The organism is Isoptericola variabilis, assembly GCF_050311655.1.
GTDB classification, from domain to species: Bacteria; Actinomycetota; Actinomycetes; order Actinomycetales; family Cellulomonadaceae; genus Isoptericola; species Isoptericola variabilis.
The window spans coordinates 157807-173297 of the sequence record NZ_JBNOZM010000003.1; the positions used below are offsets into that span (position 1 = coordinate 157807).

Genomic DNA, 15491 nt, shown 5'->3' on the forward strand with positions numbered 1-15491 from the left:
TCAGACGGTCCGGCGCCGCTCCACGGAGCGCGCCACGGCCAGCTCCAGCAGCGCGGTGCGGGCGCGCCGACGACGGTCCTCCGGGTCGACCGTGAGCCGGTCGCCGGGGTTGGCGCGGCGCACGGTCGCGGCGCCGGTGGCGGTGTGCGGCGAGGGCAGGATCGCCCGCGAGGCGGCGGGGACGGGGGTCGGGACGGGCATCGTGACAGCCATGGTGGGCCTCCTTCGCGCGGCCCGGCGGCCGCTCCCTCCCCATGGTGCGCACCGCCCGTTTCCGCGGTGTTGCCCGAGCGTCACGGCTCTGTCAGAGGAAGACGGCGGTGCGCGGCCCGAGCGGCCGCACCAGCACCCGCCAGCTCACGGCCTGCGCCGCGAGGACGGCGGCGAACGCGCCCAGCACGGGCCACGTCAGGGCGTGCAGCACCGCCGCGGGCGCGGCGAGCGCGAGCACCGCGGGCCCGACGACGGCGGCCGTCGCCACCACGGGCGCGACGGCGAGCAGCGGGCCGGAGGAACGCACGACGCCCGTGCGGCGGGTGCCGCGGTCCAGGTCGAACCGGGCCGCGAGCGCCACGCCGGCCACCGCGACGAGCAGCACGGCCGCGACCAGGGCCGACGCCGTGCCCAGGGCCGCGACGGCGAGCGCGCCGAGCGCGGCCAGCCCGGCGAGCGCGGCCGCCGGCACGAGGGCGCGGCGGACCCGCCGCCGGGCCTCGTGCGCGAGCGCCTCCGGGGCCCGGGCGGCGACGACGAGCCCGCCGTGCACCCGCGCGGCCGCGACGGCGAGCCCCGCCGTGAGCACCGGCAGCCCGAGCGCGAGCGCCTGCGCCACCCCGGAGCCGGCGTCGGCCTGCGGCCCGACCACCGAGAACCGCACCCACGCGACCCCGGCCAGCGCGCCGAACGCCGCCGGGAGCGCGAGGCTCGCGGCCTGGCCGACGACGTCCCACCCCCGGCGCCACCGCGGCGACGGCAGGCGGCTGCGCAGCCAAAGGGCGGCGTCGCGCACCACCCAGGCCACCAGCAGCGCCACCACCACGAGATACCCCGCGGCCCACAGCGTGCCCTCGACGTGGCCGAAGGCGGCGAGCAGCACGCCCGCCGCTGCGACGAGCCACACCTCCCCCAGCAGGAGGAAGGGCGCGACCGTGGCGAGCACGGTCCGCCGGCGCGCGTCGTCCGTGCCGCCGACCGCGCGCACGAGCGGCACGCCGCCCTGGACGGCGCCGTCGAGCACCGCCCAGCCGGCGAGCAGCGCGGCGAGCAGCAGGGCCCAGCCGAGCGCGTTCATCGGGTGCCTCCGAAGGTGAGGATCTGGTCCTGGTCGGCGGGGGTGGCCCCGCCCGTCGGGCCTGTCGAGGCCTCGTCGTCGCCGTCGCGCAGCACCTGGGCAGGCGGGGCGCCGAGGGCGAGGCGCGTCGTGCCGCGGCGGGCGAGGCGCGCCATGACGGACCAGTCGACGACGGCGAGGGCGAGCATCACGCCGACGAGGACGACGAGGGACGTGATCACCTGGCCGGCGGGTGCGTCGGTGACGGCGTCCTCGGTGCGCAGCACGCCGGCGATCGCCCACGGCTGCCGGCCGATCTCGCGGGCCGCCCAACCGAGCAGCGCCGTGAGGAACGGCACCGGGAGCAGCACCGTGAGCGTGCCGTAGAGGGCGGTGCGCAGCGGCCGCCACAGGCGGAACAGCACGTTGCCGGGCAGCAGGAGCAGCAGCACGCACCCGACGACGAACGCCAACAGGCCCACGCCCTGCATCACGACGTACGCGATGCCGACCACGGGCGGGTCGCCGTGGGGCACGTCCTGGAGGTACGCGAACTGCGCGTAGCCGGCGCCGGTGGCGACGAACGCGCCGACCGTGCCCGCGGCCAGCCCGATCCGCATCGACCGGCGCCACACGTCGTTCTCCGGCGACATGACGGCGCCGGGCAGGCCCGCCGCGACGACGCCCGGCAGCCGCGACGGCGCCCGGCGCAGGTGCCAGGCGCTGACCCCGACCAGGAGGAACGCGCCCGCCATGAGGCACGCGCCGACGACGTGCAGCGCGGACACCAGGGCCGCCGGGTTCGTGATCAGCGCCGCCGCGTCGGTCACGCGGGCCACGCCGTCGACCATCTCGTAGCCGACCGGGTTCCGCAGGAAGCCGTTCGCCACCTTCACGGTGAACGCCGAGAGGTAGCCCGTGACCACCACCGCCCAGAACGCCGCCGTGTGCGCCCAGCGGGGCAGCACGTGCCACCCGAACACCCACAGCCCGAGGAACGTGGACTCGAGGAAGAAGGCCGCCATCGTCTCGATCACCAGCGGGGCGCCGAACACGCCGCCGGCGACGTCGAGCAGGCCCGGGAAGTTCAGCCCGAGCTGCAGCTCCATGACGATGCCGGCGGCGATGCCCAGGGCGTAGTTGACGAGGTAGAGCTGCCCCCAGAAGCGGGTGGCGGTCTCGAGCGTCGCCGCCCGGCCGGCGTCGCGGGCGAGCGCCCACCGGGTCTGCAGGATCGCCACGACGGGCCCCAGCCCCAGCGTCACCAGGACGAAGAGGAAGTGGGTCCCGGCGAGCAGCGCGAACTGCAGGCGGGCGGCGTCGACGGCGGTCATGCGGCTGACGCTAGGGCGCCCGGGCCCCGCGGTCCCAGGGTTTTCGGGACCTTCGGGGGACAACCCTGAGCGATTTCGGGGGACTCCCCTACCGGGGTGGACGACACGAGCCCGCCCGGTCGTACGACGGGGCGGGCTCGTGCGGGCTCGGGTCGGAAGAGCGGCGCCTCGCGGCGCCCGCCTCAGTCCGCCGGCAGGTAGACCCGCTGAGGGATCGACTCGTACGTCTCCGGGTCGAGGTCCGCGATCGACCCGTCCGCGACCGCGTCGACCAGCCCGCCCAGGCCGACCTCGATCTGGGCGCGCAGCATGCCGTTGCGCTTCATGCCGTCGTACTGCGTCTGGCTCGACGTCTCGAAGAGCACGGTGGCGCTGCCGCGCAGGGCGAACGACCCGAGCGCGGTGCCCGGCAGGTTGGTGTCCTGCGGGTACAGCGTGAGGTCACCGAACCCGGAGCCCCCTCGCGTCTGCAGGGCCTCGTACACGGCGACGTTGGCGCGGCGCGACGCGTCGTAGTCGAACTTCGGCCAGTCGCCGAACTCCGCCGGGTCGGCGATGAACCGCGCCGAGATCGACAGCGGCGACATGTGCTCCAGGTCCTCGGTGGCGTAGCAGGACCACTGGTTGTGCAGGTCCACGAAGTAGTCGACGGTGCCGAACTCGCCCTCGAGCCCGCGGTACACGTCGCGCACGGTCTGCGACTCGGGGGTGATGTACCAGCCCGTGTCCGCGCTGTCGCCCGGGAAGTCCTCGGGCTGCGGCACGTAGTCCAGGTCGGGGTTGAAGTCGCGGTTGACGTCGAACCCGCCCACCCGCGCGTTGTAGTTCCAGGCGGGCTGAACGCCCTCGAGCTGCGGGAACGCGGCGACGACGTCGTCCCACGTGGTGGCGTCCTGCCGCTGGTCGAGCTCGCCCCCGTCGACGTTGAGCCGCGGTATCGCGACGATCGTCACCGCGTCGCGCAGCGCCTGCGCCTCGGGCGTGCTGCCGCCCCACTGCCGCAGCAGGGCGAGCAGCGCCTCCGTGCCGTGCATCTCGTTGCCGTGGATCTGCGACTGCACCAGCAGCACGGTGTCGCCGTGACCCACGCGGGCGGTGTAGATCTCCCGGCCCTGCGTGCTGAGGCCGGCCACCTCGACGTCGACCTCTCCGCGCGTGGTGCGCTCGATGCTCTGCAGGGTCCTCGTGAGCTGGGCGTGGTCGACGAACCCGTTGTTGCCGGAGCCTGAGGCCTCGGTGCCGCAGTGCGACTCCGGCGGGATCGCCGCTGCCGGGGCGGCCGTCGTCACCGCCACGGCCCCGCCGATCAGCATCGCCGAGCCGGTGGCCAGCGCCACCAGGCGTCGTCGTGTCGTCATGGTCACTCCTTCTGTCGCGGGAGGTCCTGGCGTCGTTGCCCGGACCGGGACTTTCGGGTGCGATCTGGAACACTACGGGCGAACGCCGACGACGGCGCGTCCGGGCCGGCCTCAGGCCGACCTCAGGGCACGTGACCAGGAGAGCCGGCCGCCGGTCTGCAGCAGCGCGCCGCGGTAGGCCCGCTCGCTCACGAGCAGGGCGGCGACGGCGAACGCGGCGAGGATCAGCAGCGAGACGATCGGCTCCCACCAGGCCGCGTCGCCGGACAGCACCCGCACAGGCATCGAGACGACGTTCGCCACGGGGACGTAGGACAGGACCGTCTCGAACGTGCCGCTGGCGGAGAACGTCAGGAAGTACACGCCCATGATCGCCATCGTCATCGGGGTGGTCGTGTGCTGCAGGTCCTCGGTGCGCGACGCGAGCGCGCCCGCCACCGCGTACAGGGCGGCCAGGCCGAGGAAGCCGACCGCGAAGAACAGCACGAACCAGACGAGCGACGTCGACAGGGACGGCAGGATCGACGCGGTCGGCGTGAACGACAGGGCCGCGAGGCCGACGGCGGCGAACACCACGTTCTGCGCCAGCGCCACGACCGAGCTGCCGAGGATCTTCCCGGCCAGCAGGTGCCGCAGCGGCACGGCGGTGGCCATGATCTCCACCAGCCGCGACTGCTTCTCCTCGACCACGCTGCCCGCGATCATCTGCCCGGAGCCGAGCGCCCCGATGAAGAACAGCAGGGCGAGGGCGAACGACGCGAAGAACAGCGTCTGCGAGTCCACGGCGTCGCCGTCCACCCGGTCGGTGGTCAGCGTGCCGCCCGCGGTGAGCTCGGCGGCGGTGGTGCCGGCGGCCTCCGCGTTGGCGTCCAGCGTCTCCGCCGCCACCCCGGCCGTGAGCAGGCGGGTCAGCGTGCTGTCGGGGGCCGCCTCGCCGGTGAGCACCCAGCCGTCACCCCCCGGCGCCGGGTGCAGCCACCCGTCCGCGTCGCCGTCGGCGAGCGCGGCGCGGGCCGCGGCGTCGTCCGGCACCTCGAGGGTGGTGAGCTCGGCGCCGCCGCCCTGCTCCTCGGGGATCGCGGCCGCGGACTCGACGGCGGCCGTCGCCGCGGCGTCGCCGGCGGGGACGGCGACCGTGAAGCTGTCCGTCCTGCTGCCCTGCCAGGCCATGAACGCCGCCAGCGCGGCGATGATCGCCACCGAGACGAGCAGGCCCACGAGGAACGTCTTGTTGAGCGCGCGCACCACGATCTCGCGCTTCATCACGACGAGCCACGCGCCGCGGGTGCTCTCCGCGTCGTCCGGGGGCGCGGTCGTGCCGGTCGGGGCGGGAAGGGTGGAGGTCATGCCGTCACCTCGCGGTAGATCTGGGCCAGCGTGGGCCGGACGGGGGTGAGCTCGCGGACGCCGCCGCGCTCGAGGCCGGTGGCGAGCAGCCGTTGCAGGGCGGCGTCGTCGGCCACCTCGAGCAGGGCGACGGGGCCGTCGACGTCGACCGCGTGCACGCCGGGGACGCCGCGCACCCAGCCGGCGTCGCCGACCGAGACGAGCCGGTGGCGCAGCGCGCCGGTGGCCTGGAGGTCGGCGGGCGCGCCGTCGGCCATGACACGGCCGGACTTGAGGATGACGAGCCGCTCGCACAGCCGCTCCACGAGGTCGAGCTGGTGCGAGCTGAACAGCACCGGCACGCCTCGGGCGGTGTGCTCCGCGAGCAGGTCCACCATGCCGTCGACGGCGGCCGGGTCGAGGCCGCTGAACGGCTCGTCGAGCACCAGCAGCCGCGGCGTGCCCATGAGCGCGGCGACGATCTGCACGCGCTGCTGGTTGCCGAGCGACAGCTTCTCGACGTGCTCCTTGGACCGGCCGGCCAGGCCGAGCCGGTCGAGCATGTCGAGCACCTCGGCGCGGGCCCGCGGGGCCGCGATGCCGCGCAGCCGCGCCAGGTAGACGAGCTGGTCGAGCACCGGCTGCTTCGGATAGAGGCCGCGCTCCTCCGGCATGTACCCGAACGCGCGGCGGTCCGCGCGCGTCACCGGGTCGCCGCCGAACCGCACCTCGCCGGCCGTCGGCGCCAGGACGCCCATGATCATGCGCATGGTCGTCGTCTTGCCCGCGCCGTTGCCGCCGACGAACCCGGTGAGCAGCCCGGCCGGGGCCGCGAACGAGACGTCGTCGACGGCCGTGAGGTCGCCGAACGTCCGGGTCAGGCCCCGGACCTCGAGGGAGTCGTTGTCCATGACGACGACGCTACGGACCGTGCGGCCCCGTGTGATCCGCCCGGCGGCGGAGATCCGCGCCTCCCCCGCCGGGCGGACCCCTGCTCCCGCGTCACTCGCGGGTGTCGGAGACCCAGTCCGGGTTCGACTGGTCGGAGCGGGCGCCCACCACGCGGCCGGCCAGCTCGTCGAGCGCCGCCAGGGCCTCCGCGTCGAGGGCCAGGCCGAGGGACGCGAGGTTCTCGTCCACCCGCGTGGCCCGCCGGGAGCCGGGGATCGGCACCACGGGCAGCCCCAGCGCCTCCCCCTGCTGGCGGAGCCAGGCGAGCGCCACCTGGGCGGGCGTCGCGCCGCGCTCGTGGGCGATCCCGCGGACGACGGCCACGAGCGCCTGGTTGGCCTCGAACGCCGGCCCGCGGAACCGCTCGAGGTTGCTGCGCCAGTCGCCGGCCAGCTCGTCGGCGCCCGCGAGGCCGCCGGCGAGGAAGCCGCGGCTCAGCGGCGAGTACGGCACGAAGCCCACCCCGAGCTCGGCCGCCGTCGGTACCACCGACCGCTCCACGTCGCGGCTCCACAGCGACCACTCGCTCTGCACCGCGGCGATCGGGTGCACGGCCTGCGCCGCCCGCAGCTCGGCCGCCGTGACCTCCGACAGGCCGAGGTGGCGCACCTTGCCCGCCGTCACCAGGTCCGCCATCGCGCCGACGACGTCCTCGACCGGCACCCGCGGGTCCCGGCGGTGCAGGTAGTAGAGGTCGATGACGTCGACGCCGAGGCGCCGCAGGCTCGCGTCCGCCGCCTCGGCGACGTACGCCGGGTCGTTGCGGGCCGACATGCGCGTGTACGTGTCGTCCTCGGGCACGATGCCGAACTTCGTCGCGAGCGTGACCTCGTCCCGGCGGTCGGCGAGCAGCCTCCCGACGAGCCGCTCGTTGGAGCCCTGGCCGTACAGGTCGGCCGTGTCGATCAGGTCGATGCCGACGTCGACGACGTGGTGCAGCGTCGCGAGCGCGTCGTCCTCGCCCACCGCGCCGTACACCTGGGCGAGGCCCATGGCGCCGTACCCGAGCAGCGAGGTGTCGAGGCCGTCGCCCAGCGTGGTGCGGGGCGTGCCGGTGGTCGTGGTCATGAGGCGGTCCTCTCGGTCCGGACGGTCGTGAGACGCTGCGCCGCCGCGACCTCGGGCGTCACGGGGAGGCCCTCGCAGTCGAGGCCGGCGTCGATGAGCTCCTGGTAGTGCCCGATCTTGTGGTCGACGGCGGCGAGGTCGTCGGCGAGCTGTGCCTGCTGGCGCAGGATGTTCTGGCGCTGCCGCTCCAGCAGGGCCATGCGGCGCCCGTGCGACGCGGCGCCGTCGTCGGCGAGCGCCACGAAGTCGCGCACGTCCGCCACGGGCATGCCGGTGCGGCGCAGCGCCACCACCAGCCGGACGAACCCGACCAGCCGCTCCGGGTAGCGCCGCCTGCCGTCCGGCCCGCGCGGCGCCCGGGGCAGCAGCCCCTCCCGCTCGTACCAGCGCAGGGCGTCCACGCTCAGGCCGCTGTGCTCCGCGACCTCCCGGATGCCGACCGTCGTCCCGGTCTCGGTCTCCACCGTCGTCATGCGTCGACCGTAGGAGCTGGAGTCCACTCCAGCGCAAGGGCTGTCCCGGATCCGCCGCCGACCCCCGACCTTCGTCGCGGGGCGACCGACGGCGGTCGGTACCGGGGGTCGCGGTGCCCTGGCACCGTGCCTCGGGACGCGCCATCCACCGGCGAGCACCTGGCGCCCCGACGAAGGAGAGCACGATGACGTTCACGAACCCTCAGGGCACGCGCGGCGCCCACCAGCCCCGCGGACGCTTCCTCGCCGGTCGCAATCGGCGGGCGGCACGTCGCGCGGGTCGGTCCGCCGGCGGCCCCCTCGCCCTGACGACGATCGGCCGCAAGACCGGCCAGGAGCGGTCCGCCCCCGTCGGCGGGTTCCCCGACGGGGACGGCGGCTGGATCGTCGTCGCGTCCGCCGCCGGCGCCCGGGCGAACCCCGCCTGGTACCTCAACCTCGCGGCCCACCCCGACCGCGCGACCGTCACGACCGGCGGCCGGACCGTCCCCGTCGTCGCCGAGGAGCTGCACGGCGCCGAGCGCGCCGCCGCCTGGCGGGTCGTCACGACCACGTCCCCCGGGTTCGCCGGGTACCAGGCCCGGACCGACCGCGAGCTGCCCGTCATCCGGCTCACCCCCCGCGCGTGAGCATCGACGTAGCGATCGGTCCTCGTCCGGATCGAGGACCGGGACCGATCGCTACGTCGACCACCCGACGCTGTGGATGAGCTCCGCCGCGCCGCCCTCGGATCTGGTCTGCTTCCCGGGTGCATCGTCGCCTCGTCGTCCCCGCCGCCCTCCGGCAGGTCGCCGCCGCGCAGGAAGGTCTGGTGTCGTCCGGACAGTGCCACGAGCGCGGGCTCACGAAGCAGAACGTCGCCGCCCTGGTGGGACGCCACGAGTGGAGCCGCGTGGCTCGCGGGGTGTTCGACACCGGCGTGGCGGGCGACACGACCGATCCCTTCGACCTCTCCCGACGGCGCTCGGCGCTCCTCGGTGTCCTCGCCCGCCCCGGCTCGGTCGCCACCGGGCTGTGCGCCCTCGTCTGGCAGGGCGTGCAGGGCGCGCCCGCGCGCATCGCACCGGAGGTGACGTTCCCCGACGGCTCCCCACGGTCCGGCGGGCCCGGGCGGGTGCGCCGCGAGCAGGTGCGCCGGTGGGTCGTCGTCGGAGGCGTCCCCTGCGTCCCGGCGGAGCTTGCGCTGGCGCAGGCGGTCCCTGAGCTCGACCGCGGGCACGCCGTCGCGCTGATGGACTCCGCCCGGCACCGGCGAGTCGTCACCGAGGGCGAGTTCCGCCGGGCCCGCGAGGCTGCGCGCGGTCGTCGCGGCGCCGCCCGCTGTGCCGCGTGGTGGGACGAGTCGGACCCGCGGGCGGAGTCCCCGATCGAGACGGCGGCGCGACTCGCCTGCACCGACGCGAATCTCCCGCCCGACGCCCTCCAGCTCGTGGTGCGGGATGCGCGCGGCCGCTTTCTGGCCCGGGTGGACCTGGCGTGGCTCCTGCCGAGCGGCCGGGTGCTCCTCCTGGAGCTCGACGGGCGCGACGCCCACACGACGCCGCAGGCCCTCTTCGGCGACCGTCACCGGCAGAACGGGCTGACGAGCCACGGGGCCGTCGTCCTGCGGTTCACCGGACGGGACGTCACGCGAGGAGTGGTGGTCGAGGAGGTACGACGGGTCCTCGCTGCCGCGGGCTGGTTCCCGCATCCCTGGCCCGCGGACCGGGCTTTCGTCCTGCCGACGTAGCGGTGGGTCGTCGTGCAGGCGCCCGACGACGAGCCACCGCTACGTCAGGGTGCGGTGGTAGAAGACGACGGCCTGGACGCGGTCGCGCAGGTGCAGCTTGGCCAGCACGTTGGAGACGTGGGTCTTGACCGTGGCCTCGCCGAGGAACAGCTCGCCCGCGATCTCGGCGTTGGACAGCCCCTGCCCGACGAGCACCAGCACCTCCCGCTCCCGGGGCGTGAGCCGGTCCAGCCGGGGGTCGGACGGCGCGCGGACAGGAGGGGCGTCGGCGGGGTCGGCGGGTGGCCCGGCCGGTCGGCCCTCGCCGGACACCATGCGCTCGATGACGCGCTTCGTGACCTCCGGCGCGAGCAGTGCGTGGCCCTCCGCGACGGTGCGGACGGCGTCGACCAGCCGGTCGGCGTCGGAGTTCTTCAGCAGGAAGCCGGACGCGCCGGCGCGCAGGGCGTCGTCCACGTAGGCGTCGTCGTCGAAGGTGGTGAGCACGAGCACGGTGGCGAGGTCGTCGGCGACGATGCGCCGGGTGGCCTCGATGCCGTCCATCACCGGCATCTGCACGTCCATGAGCACGACGTCGGGGCGCAGCGCCCGCACCTGCTCCAGCGCCTGCGCGCCGTCGGCGGCCTCGCCCACCACCTCGAGGTCGGGCTCGACGCCGAGGATCATCGCGAAGCCGGACCGCACCAGCTTCTGGTCGTCGACCAGAAGCACCCGGACGGGCGCGTCGGGGCCGCTCATGGGCGGTCCGGGGACGTCGGACGGGGCAGGGGCAGGCGCACCCGCACACGGTAGCCGCCGGTGGCGCGGGGCCCGACCTCGGCGACGCCGCCGTGCGTCGCGACCCGCTCGCGCACGCCGACCAGGCCGAGCCCCGTCCCGGTGGAGCCGGGGCGCGGGCGGCCGTCGTCGAGCACCTCGACCTCGGCGAAGCCGTGCGGGAACCGGTCGGCCGCGGGCTCGTCACGACGCGCCGGGCGGCGGTCCACGCGCACGACGACGCGCGCCGACCGCGCCGTGGAGTGCTTGCGCACGTTGCTCAGCGCCTCCTGCGCGGTGCGGTACAGGCTGAGGCCGACCGGCGCGGGGACGTCGTCGACGGCGCCCGGCTCGGCGACGACCCGCACCTCGACGTCGAGCCCCGCGTCGTCGGCGAGCGCGGGCACGTCGCCCAGCCCGGGCTCCGGCGCGCGCCCGCCGCCCGAGGCCCCACCGCCCGGGCCCGCGCCGTCCTCGACCCCCCGCAGCGTGCCGAGCAGCCCGCGCATCTGCGCCACGGCCTCGCGCGACTCGCCCTCGATGGTGGCCAGGGGCGCGGCCGCGGCGGCCGGGTCGCCAGAGAGCATCCGCCGGGCCGCGGCGGCCTGGATCCCGATGACGGACACGTGGTGCGCGACGACGTCGTGCAGCTCCCGCGCGATGCGCAGCCGCTCGGTGACGACCGCCTGCCGCTGGAGCTCCACCGTCTGGCGCTCGATGGTCGCGGCCTGCTCCTCGAGCTGCTCGCGACGGCGCGCGCCGTGCCACATGAGCTGGCCGGCCACGACCGCCCCGTAGAAGTAGGCGAGGTTGATGAGCAGGTTGTACGCGGTGAACGCGACGCCGGGGTCGACCAGGCCGGGCCGCTCGTCGGCCAGGCCCATCGACTCGACGATCCCGTCGATGCCGGCCCCGACGGCGAACTGCCAGGCCAGCCACCCGAACATCGCGAGCAGCGCGGCGCCCACGACGAGCACCATCGCCTGCCGGTCGCGCGCCCACGCCACCGCGCTGAACAGCGCGACGAAGTAGACGACCTGCAGCGGCACGAGGATCGTCACCATCGGGACCGTCAGCCCCACCACGAGGAAGTGCAGGTACACCACCGACAGCACGACCAGCGGGAACCGGCGCCGCCACATGAGGGGCGCGGCGCCCACGGCCGAGAGCAGGTAGAGAAGCCACGTCGGGGCGGTCTCGTCCTCGAAGTACCCGAAGCTGCGGGCGAGCTCGGCGCCCACCAGGGACACGACGACGAACGCCCCGCCCAGCCACAGGTCGTGGCGGTAGGCGCGGGCAGGGTCGGCGGGCACGCGCTCCCACCCGGAGTCGATCCCCCACCAGTCGGCGAGGCGGGCGGTCCACCCGGCGGGTCGCTGCGGCATCCGACCAGCCTAGGGAGCGCGGCCCGGTGGGCGCCTCCGCCGCGAGGTGGAAGTCTGGGCCCATGAGCCTCCCCGCACCGGCGGACTTCTGGGTCTGCCGCACCTGCGCCGTCGAGCACGCCACCCGACCGGAGGTCTGCGCGATCTGCGCGGACGAGCGCCAGTGGGTGCCCGCGACCGGCCAGGAGTGGACCACCCTGGACGAGCTCGCGGCCGAGGGCCTCGCCGTCGAGGTCGCCGAGCTCGAGCCCGGCCTGCTCGCCCTGCACGCGACGCCGCGCGTCGGCATCGGCCAGCAGGCGAAGGTCGTGCGCACGCCCGCGGGCGCGCTGCTGTGGGACCCGCTCGGCTTCGTGGACGACGGCGGCGTGGCGGCGGTCGTCGAGGCCGCCGGGGGCGGCGACGTCGTGATCGCCGCCAGCCACCCGCACATGTTCGGCGTGCAGGTGGAGTGGAGCCGGCGCCTCACCGCGGCCACCGGGCGCGCCGTCCCGGTGCTCGTGAGCGAGGCCGACGCGGGGTGGGTCGCGCGCCCGGACGACGTGATCGAGACGTGGGCGCCGGGACCGGACGGCGAGCGCGAGGTGCTGCCCGGCGTCGTGCTCAGCCAGCCCGGCGGCCACTTCCCCGGCTCGGCGGTGGTGCACTGGACCGGCGCCGACGGGCGCGGCGTGCTGCTGTCCGGCGACACGATCTTCGCCAACCCGGACCGCACGGCGAGCTTCATGCGCAGCTACCCCAACCGCATCCCGCTGTCCGGTGCGGTCGTGACGCGCGTCGCCGAGCACGTGGCCCGCCGCCCGTTCGACCGGCTCTACAACAACTTCGACGGCGTCATCCCGGCCGACGCGCGGGACGTCGTGCTGCGCTCCGCCGAGCGGCACGCGGCCTGGGTGCGCGGTGACTTCGACCACCTCACGTGATCCCGGTGCCGGCGCCCTGGTATCCCACGGCTAGGATCCGGTGATCGTGGCAACCATCGTGACCGGGCGGCAGCGCGCCGTGGGCGTGGCGCTCGCGATCGTCGCGGGGTTCGCCGCCGCCCTGCAGAGCCGGGTCAACGGCACCCTCGCCACCGAGACGGGCACGGCGTTCGGCACGGCCGCCCTGTCGTTCGGTTCGGGCCTCGTGCTCCTCACCCTCGCGCTCCCGTTCTCCCGCGCGGGGCGCGCCGCGCTCGGCCAGGTCGCCGCCGGCCTGCGCCGCGGCGGTGCCGCCGGCGGCCTGCGCTGGTGGGAGTGCCTGGGCGGCCTCGGCGGCGCGTTCTACGTGATGTCGCAGGGGCTGACGGTCGACGCGCTCGGCGTGGCCGTGTTCACCATCGCGCTCGTGGCCGGGCAGTCGGTGAGCTCGCTCGTCATCGACCGGCTCGGGCTCGCGCCGGGCGGCGTGCGCCTGGTGACCGTGGGCCGCGCGCTCGGCCCCGTGCTCACCGTCGTCGCCGTCGTCGTGGTCTCCGGCGCGGGCGCGGCGACCGCCGCCCTCGGGCTGGCGCTGTTCCCCCTCGTGGCGGGCGTGCTCCAGTCGTTCCAGCAGGCCCTCAACGGCCGCGTGCGCGCGGCGGTGCGGCCGTCCGACGACGCCACCACCGGCCGCGACGGCGGCGTGCTGGCCGCGACGTTCGTGAGCTTCCTCGTCGGGACGGCGGCGCTGCTCGTGGTGTTCGGGGTGTCGCTCGTCGTCGACGGCGCGCCCACCGGCGCCCTGCCCACCCGGATGCCCGCCGACCTGCTGCTCTACTCCGGCGGCCTGCTCGGCATCGTGTTCATCGCCCTGCAGGCGGCGGTCGTGCAGCGCATCGGTGTGCTCCTGCTCGGGCTGGGCATGATCGCGGGCCAGGTGGTCGGCGCGCTCGTGCTCGACGTCGTCTCCCCCGCCGTCGCGCCGCCCGGCGCCGCGACCTACGTCGGCGCCGCGCTCACCCTCGTCGCCGTCGCCGTCCCCCTCCTCGAGGGCGCCCTCCGCCGCCACCGCTGACCGCCCGAACGGCCCGGACACGACGACGCCGCCGCGACCTGCTCGGTCGAGGCGGCGTCGTCGCGCGTGGTGCTCAGCGGGTGACGTGGTGCGTCACTTCTGCCAGCCCCAGTTCTCCGGGTGCGGGGCGAGGCCCTGGAACCCGGAGGTGCGCCAGCCGAAGTTGGCCAGGCCCTTCTTCACGGCGGTCATCTCCGGGCCGAAGTCGATCGGGAAGGTGCCGTACTGCTCCAGCGCCTTCTTCTCCGCCTCGTTGAACGCGGCGATCGCGGTCGGGATGTCCTCGATGGTGCCCGGCTTCTTCATCAGCTCGTCGATCTCCTTCGAGCCGATGTAGGTGAAGTTCGAGTCCGAGTCGGAGCCGTAGAGCTGGTAGCCCGAGGTGCTGTAGCCGTACGGGTCGGAGGACGACCAGGCCATGATGAGCATCTCGTACTTGCCGCCCAGCACGGTGTCCGAGAACTTCGACGAGTCCTGGTTGTCGAGCTCGACCTCGATGCCGGCGGCCTTGAGCATCGCCTGCACGGCGTTCGCCATGGCGGTCTGCGTCGGGCTGTCACCGAAGAACGTGTACTTGAGGTGGACGGGCTTCCCGTCCTTCTCGTAGTAGCCGGAGGACTCGTTGAGGGTGTAGCCCGCGCCCTCGAGCGTCGCCTTGGCGTTCTCCACCGAGTACGCGGCGTCGGCCGGCATGTTGTTCTCGTAGCCGTCCTGGAGGGGCGACATCACCTCGGACCCGGCCGGGTCCTCCTCCCAGCCGAGACCCTGGAAGTCGATCTCCGCCAGCTTCGTGACGTCGGTCGCCTGGGTGACGGCCTTGCGGACTGCGATGTCCTGGAGCGCCTCGGCCTTGGTGTTCAGCGTGAACACGCCGGTCGAGAGGGCGTAGTTGATGAGGATCTGGACGTCGTCCATGCCGCGTGCCACCTTGAGGCGGTCGGCCGCGGCGACGCCGGTGGAATCGATCTCCCCGTTCTGGAACGCGTTGATCGAGGCGGCCTCCTCCATCTGCTTGAAGACGATCTTCTCCAGCTTCGGCGTCTCGCCCCACCACTGGGGGTTCGGCACGAAGGTGGCCTGCGTCTCGTCCTGCGAGTCCACGATGAACGGACCGGCGGCCCACTCGTTGTGCGGCTCGTTCACCCATCCCTTGGTGTACGTCTTGGCATCCAGGCTGTCCGGGTGCAGCAGGTTGATGAACAGGAACTGGTACGGGAAGAAGGGCTTGTCGAAGGTGACGACGACCTGCTTGTCGTCCTTGCCCTTCTCCACCGACTTCACCTGGTCGTAGCCGGTGGTCGACGTCGGGTTGTAGCCCTTGGACTTGCCCGACTGCGCCTTCCAGGTGGCCTCGAAGGCCGTCCAGTCGATCGGCGTGCCGTCGTTCCAGGTGGCCTTCGGGTTGACGTCGTACGTGACGACCAGCGGGTCCTTGCTGGTGACCTCGACGTTCGACAGGTAGTCCGGGTTCGGCGTCGGGTTGCCCGCGGGGTCGTAGTCCCACAGCGACGCCTGGTACAGCTTCCAGAAGTCGCCCATGTAGCGGGTGTTGCCGTCGACCGAGAAGGCGTTCCAGTTCGGGGTGACCTCTTCGATCGGCAGCGTGAGCGTGCCGCCGTCCTTGACGTTCTCGCGGTCCTGCGGGTTGTTGTACGCCTTGCCGGCCTCGGGCATGGGCAGCTTGCCCTGGTACGACGAGGGGACGCCGTCGGCGGGCTGCGTCGTCATCGACGCGTCGCCGTTGCCCTCGGCCGTGCCCTCGTCGTCGCCGCCGCCGGAGCCGCACGCGGCCAGGGTGAGCGCGAGCACCGCGGCAGCAGCGACCGCACCGACGCCCTTCTTGCGGATCGTTGTCATGTTTCTC

The 15491-nt window shown here is 74.5% G+C and carries 15 protein-coding genes; 4 read left to right on the forward strand and 11 right to left on the reverse strand.

All coding sequences use genetic code 11. The annotated features are described in order from the left end of the window. The 8 genes from ACQP60_RS07910 to ACQP60_RS07945 all read right to left on the reverse strand — a co-directional run bounded on the left by ACQP60_RS07910 (nucleotide 1) and on the right by ACQP60_RS07945 (nucleotide 7780). Nucleotides 1-213 (reverse strand): hypothetical protein, encoded by a 213-nt coding sequence (locus ACQP60_RS07910; protein ID WP_429730359.1) that lies wholly within the window; start codon nucleotides 211-213, stop codon nucleotides 1-3. 91 nt (nucleotides 214-304) lie between these two features. After that, on the reverse strand, nucleotides 305-1291 hold the full coding sequence (locus ACQP60_RS07915; RefSeq protein ID WP_429730362.1) for a cytochrome d ubiquinol oxidase subunit II: 987 nt from the start codon (nucleotides 1289-1291) through the stop codon (nucleotides 305-307). Next, nucleotides 1288-2604 (reverse strand): cytochrome ubiquinol oxidase subunit I, encoded by a 1317-nt coding sequence (locus ACQP60_RS07920; RefSeq protein ID WP_429730365.1) that lies wholly within the window; start codon nucleotides 2602-2604, stop codon nucleotides 1288-1290. The genes ACQP60_RS07915 and ACQP60_RS07920 overlap by 4 nt, the downstream gene beginning before the upstream one ends. Nucleotides 2605-2786: 182 nt before the next feature. Continuing rightward, nucleotides 2787-3962, reverse strand: coding sequence for a M14 family zinc carboxypeptidase (locus tag ACQP60_RS07925; RefSeq protein ID WP_429730367.1), 1176 nt, complete (start codon nucleotides 3960-3962; stop codon nucleotides 2787-2789). 111 nt (nucleotides 3963-4073) lie between these two features. Next, a complete protein-coding gene (locus ACQP60_RS07930; RefSeq protein ID WP_429730369.1) occupies nucleotides 4074-5309 on the reverse strand; it encodes an ABC transporter permease in 1236 nt (411 codons plus the stop codon). Continuing rightward, nucleotides 5306-6199 carry an ABC transporter ATP-binding protein gene (locus tag ACQP60_RS07935; protein WP_429730372.1) on the reverse strand — a complete coding sequence of 298 codons (894 nt, stop codon included), beginning with the start codon at nucleotides 6197-6199 and terminating at the stop codon, nucleotides 5306-5308. The genes ACQP60_RS07930 and ACQP60_RS07935 overlap by 4 nt, the downstream gene beginning before the upstream one ends. Nucleotides 6200-6290: 91 nt before the next feature. Next, nucleotides 6291-7307 carry an aldo/keto reductase gene (locus tag ACQP60_RS07940; protein ID WP_429730375.1) on the reverse strand — a complete coding sequence of 339 codons (1017 nt, stop codon included), beginning with the start codon at nucleotides 7305-7307 and terminating at the stop codon, nucleotides 6291-6293. Next, the gene (locus ACQP60_RS07945; protein ID WP_429730378.1) at nucleotides 7304-7780 is read right to left on the reverse strand and encodes a MerR family transcriptional regulator; all 477 of its coding nucleotides are present in this window, start codon (nucleotides 7778-7780) and stop codon (nucleotides 7304-7306) included. The genes ACQP60_RS07940 and ACQP60_RS07945 overlap by 4 nt, the downstream gene beginning before the upstream one ends. Before the next feature lie 185 nt (nucleotides 7781-7965). Between ACQP60_RS07945 and ACQP60_RS07950 the strand changes: the two genes are divergently transcribed. Both ACQP60_RS07950 and ACQP60_RS07955 read left to right on the forward strand, forming a co-directional pair. After that, nucleotides 7966-8409: a nitroreductase/quinone reductase family protein gene (locus ACQP60_RS07950; protein ID WP_429730381.1), complete on the forward strand. Its 444-nt coding sequence runs from the start codon at nucleotides 7966-7968 to the stop codon at nucleotides 8407-8409. Nucleotides 8410-8591: 182 nt separating this feature from the next. After that, on the forward strand, nucleotides 8592-9509 hold the full coding sequence (locus ACQP60_RS07955) for a type IV toxin-antitoxin system AbiEi family antitoxin domain-containing protein (protein ID WP_429730384.1): 918 nt from the start codon (nucleotides 8592-8594) through the stop codon (nucleotides 9507-9509). 39 nt (nucleotides 9510-9548) lie between these two features. On the opposite strand, the gene ACQP60_RS07960 is transcribed toward ACQP60_RS07955, so the two are convergent. Together ACQP60_RS07960 and ACQP60_RS07965 are read right to left on the reverse strand one after the other, a co-directional pair. Continuing rightward, nucleotides 9549-10247 (reverse strand): response regulator, encoded by a 699-nt coding sequence (locus tag ACQP60_RS07960; protein ID WP_429730388.1) that lies wholly within the window; start codon nucleotides 10245-10247, stop codon nucleotides 9549-9551. Further along, nucleotides 10244-11650: a sensor histidine kinase gene (locus tag ACQP60_RS07965; RefSeq protein WP_429730391.1), complete on the reverse strand. Its 1407-nt coding sequence runs from the start codon at nucleotides 11648-11650 to the stop codon at nucleotides 10244-10246. Before ACQP60_RS07965 ends, ACQP60_RS07960 begins: the two co-directional genes overlap by 4 nt. Before the next feature lie 62 nt (nucleotides 11651-11712). On the opposite strand from ACQP60_RS07965, the gene ACQP60_RS07970 reads away from it, so the two are divergent. Next, a complete protein-coding gene (locus ACQP60_RS07970) occupies nucleotides 11713-12573 on the forward strand; it encodes an MBL fold metallo-hydrolase (protein ID WP_429730394.1) in 861 nt (286 codons plus the stop codon). Between the two features lie 46 nt (nucleotides 12574-12619). After that, the gene (locus tag ACQP60_RS07975; protein WP_429730397.1) at nucleotides 12620-13627 is read left to right on the forward strand and encodes a DMT family transporter; all 1008 of its coding nucleotides are present in this window, start codon (nucleotides 12620-12622) and stop codon (nucleotides 13625-13627) included. Between the two features lie 93 nt (nucleotides 13628-13720). Here ACQP60_RS07975 and ACQP60_RS07980 read toward each other — a convergent pair whose 3' ends face one another. Then, nucleotides 13721-15484, reverse strand: coding sequence for an ABC transporter family substrate-binding protein (locus tag ACQP60_RS07980; protein ID WP_429730400.1), 1764 nt, complete (start codon nucleotides 15482-15484; stop codon nucleotides 13721-13723). Between the last annotated feature and the right edge of the window lie 7 nt (nucleotides 15485-15491).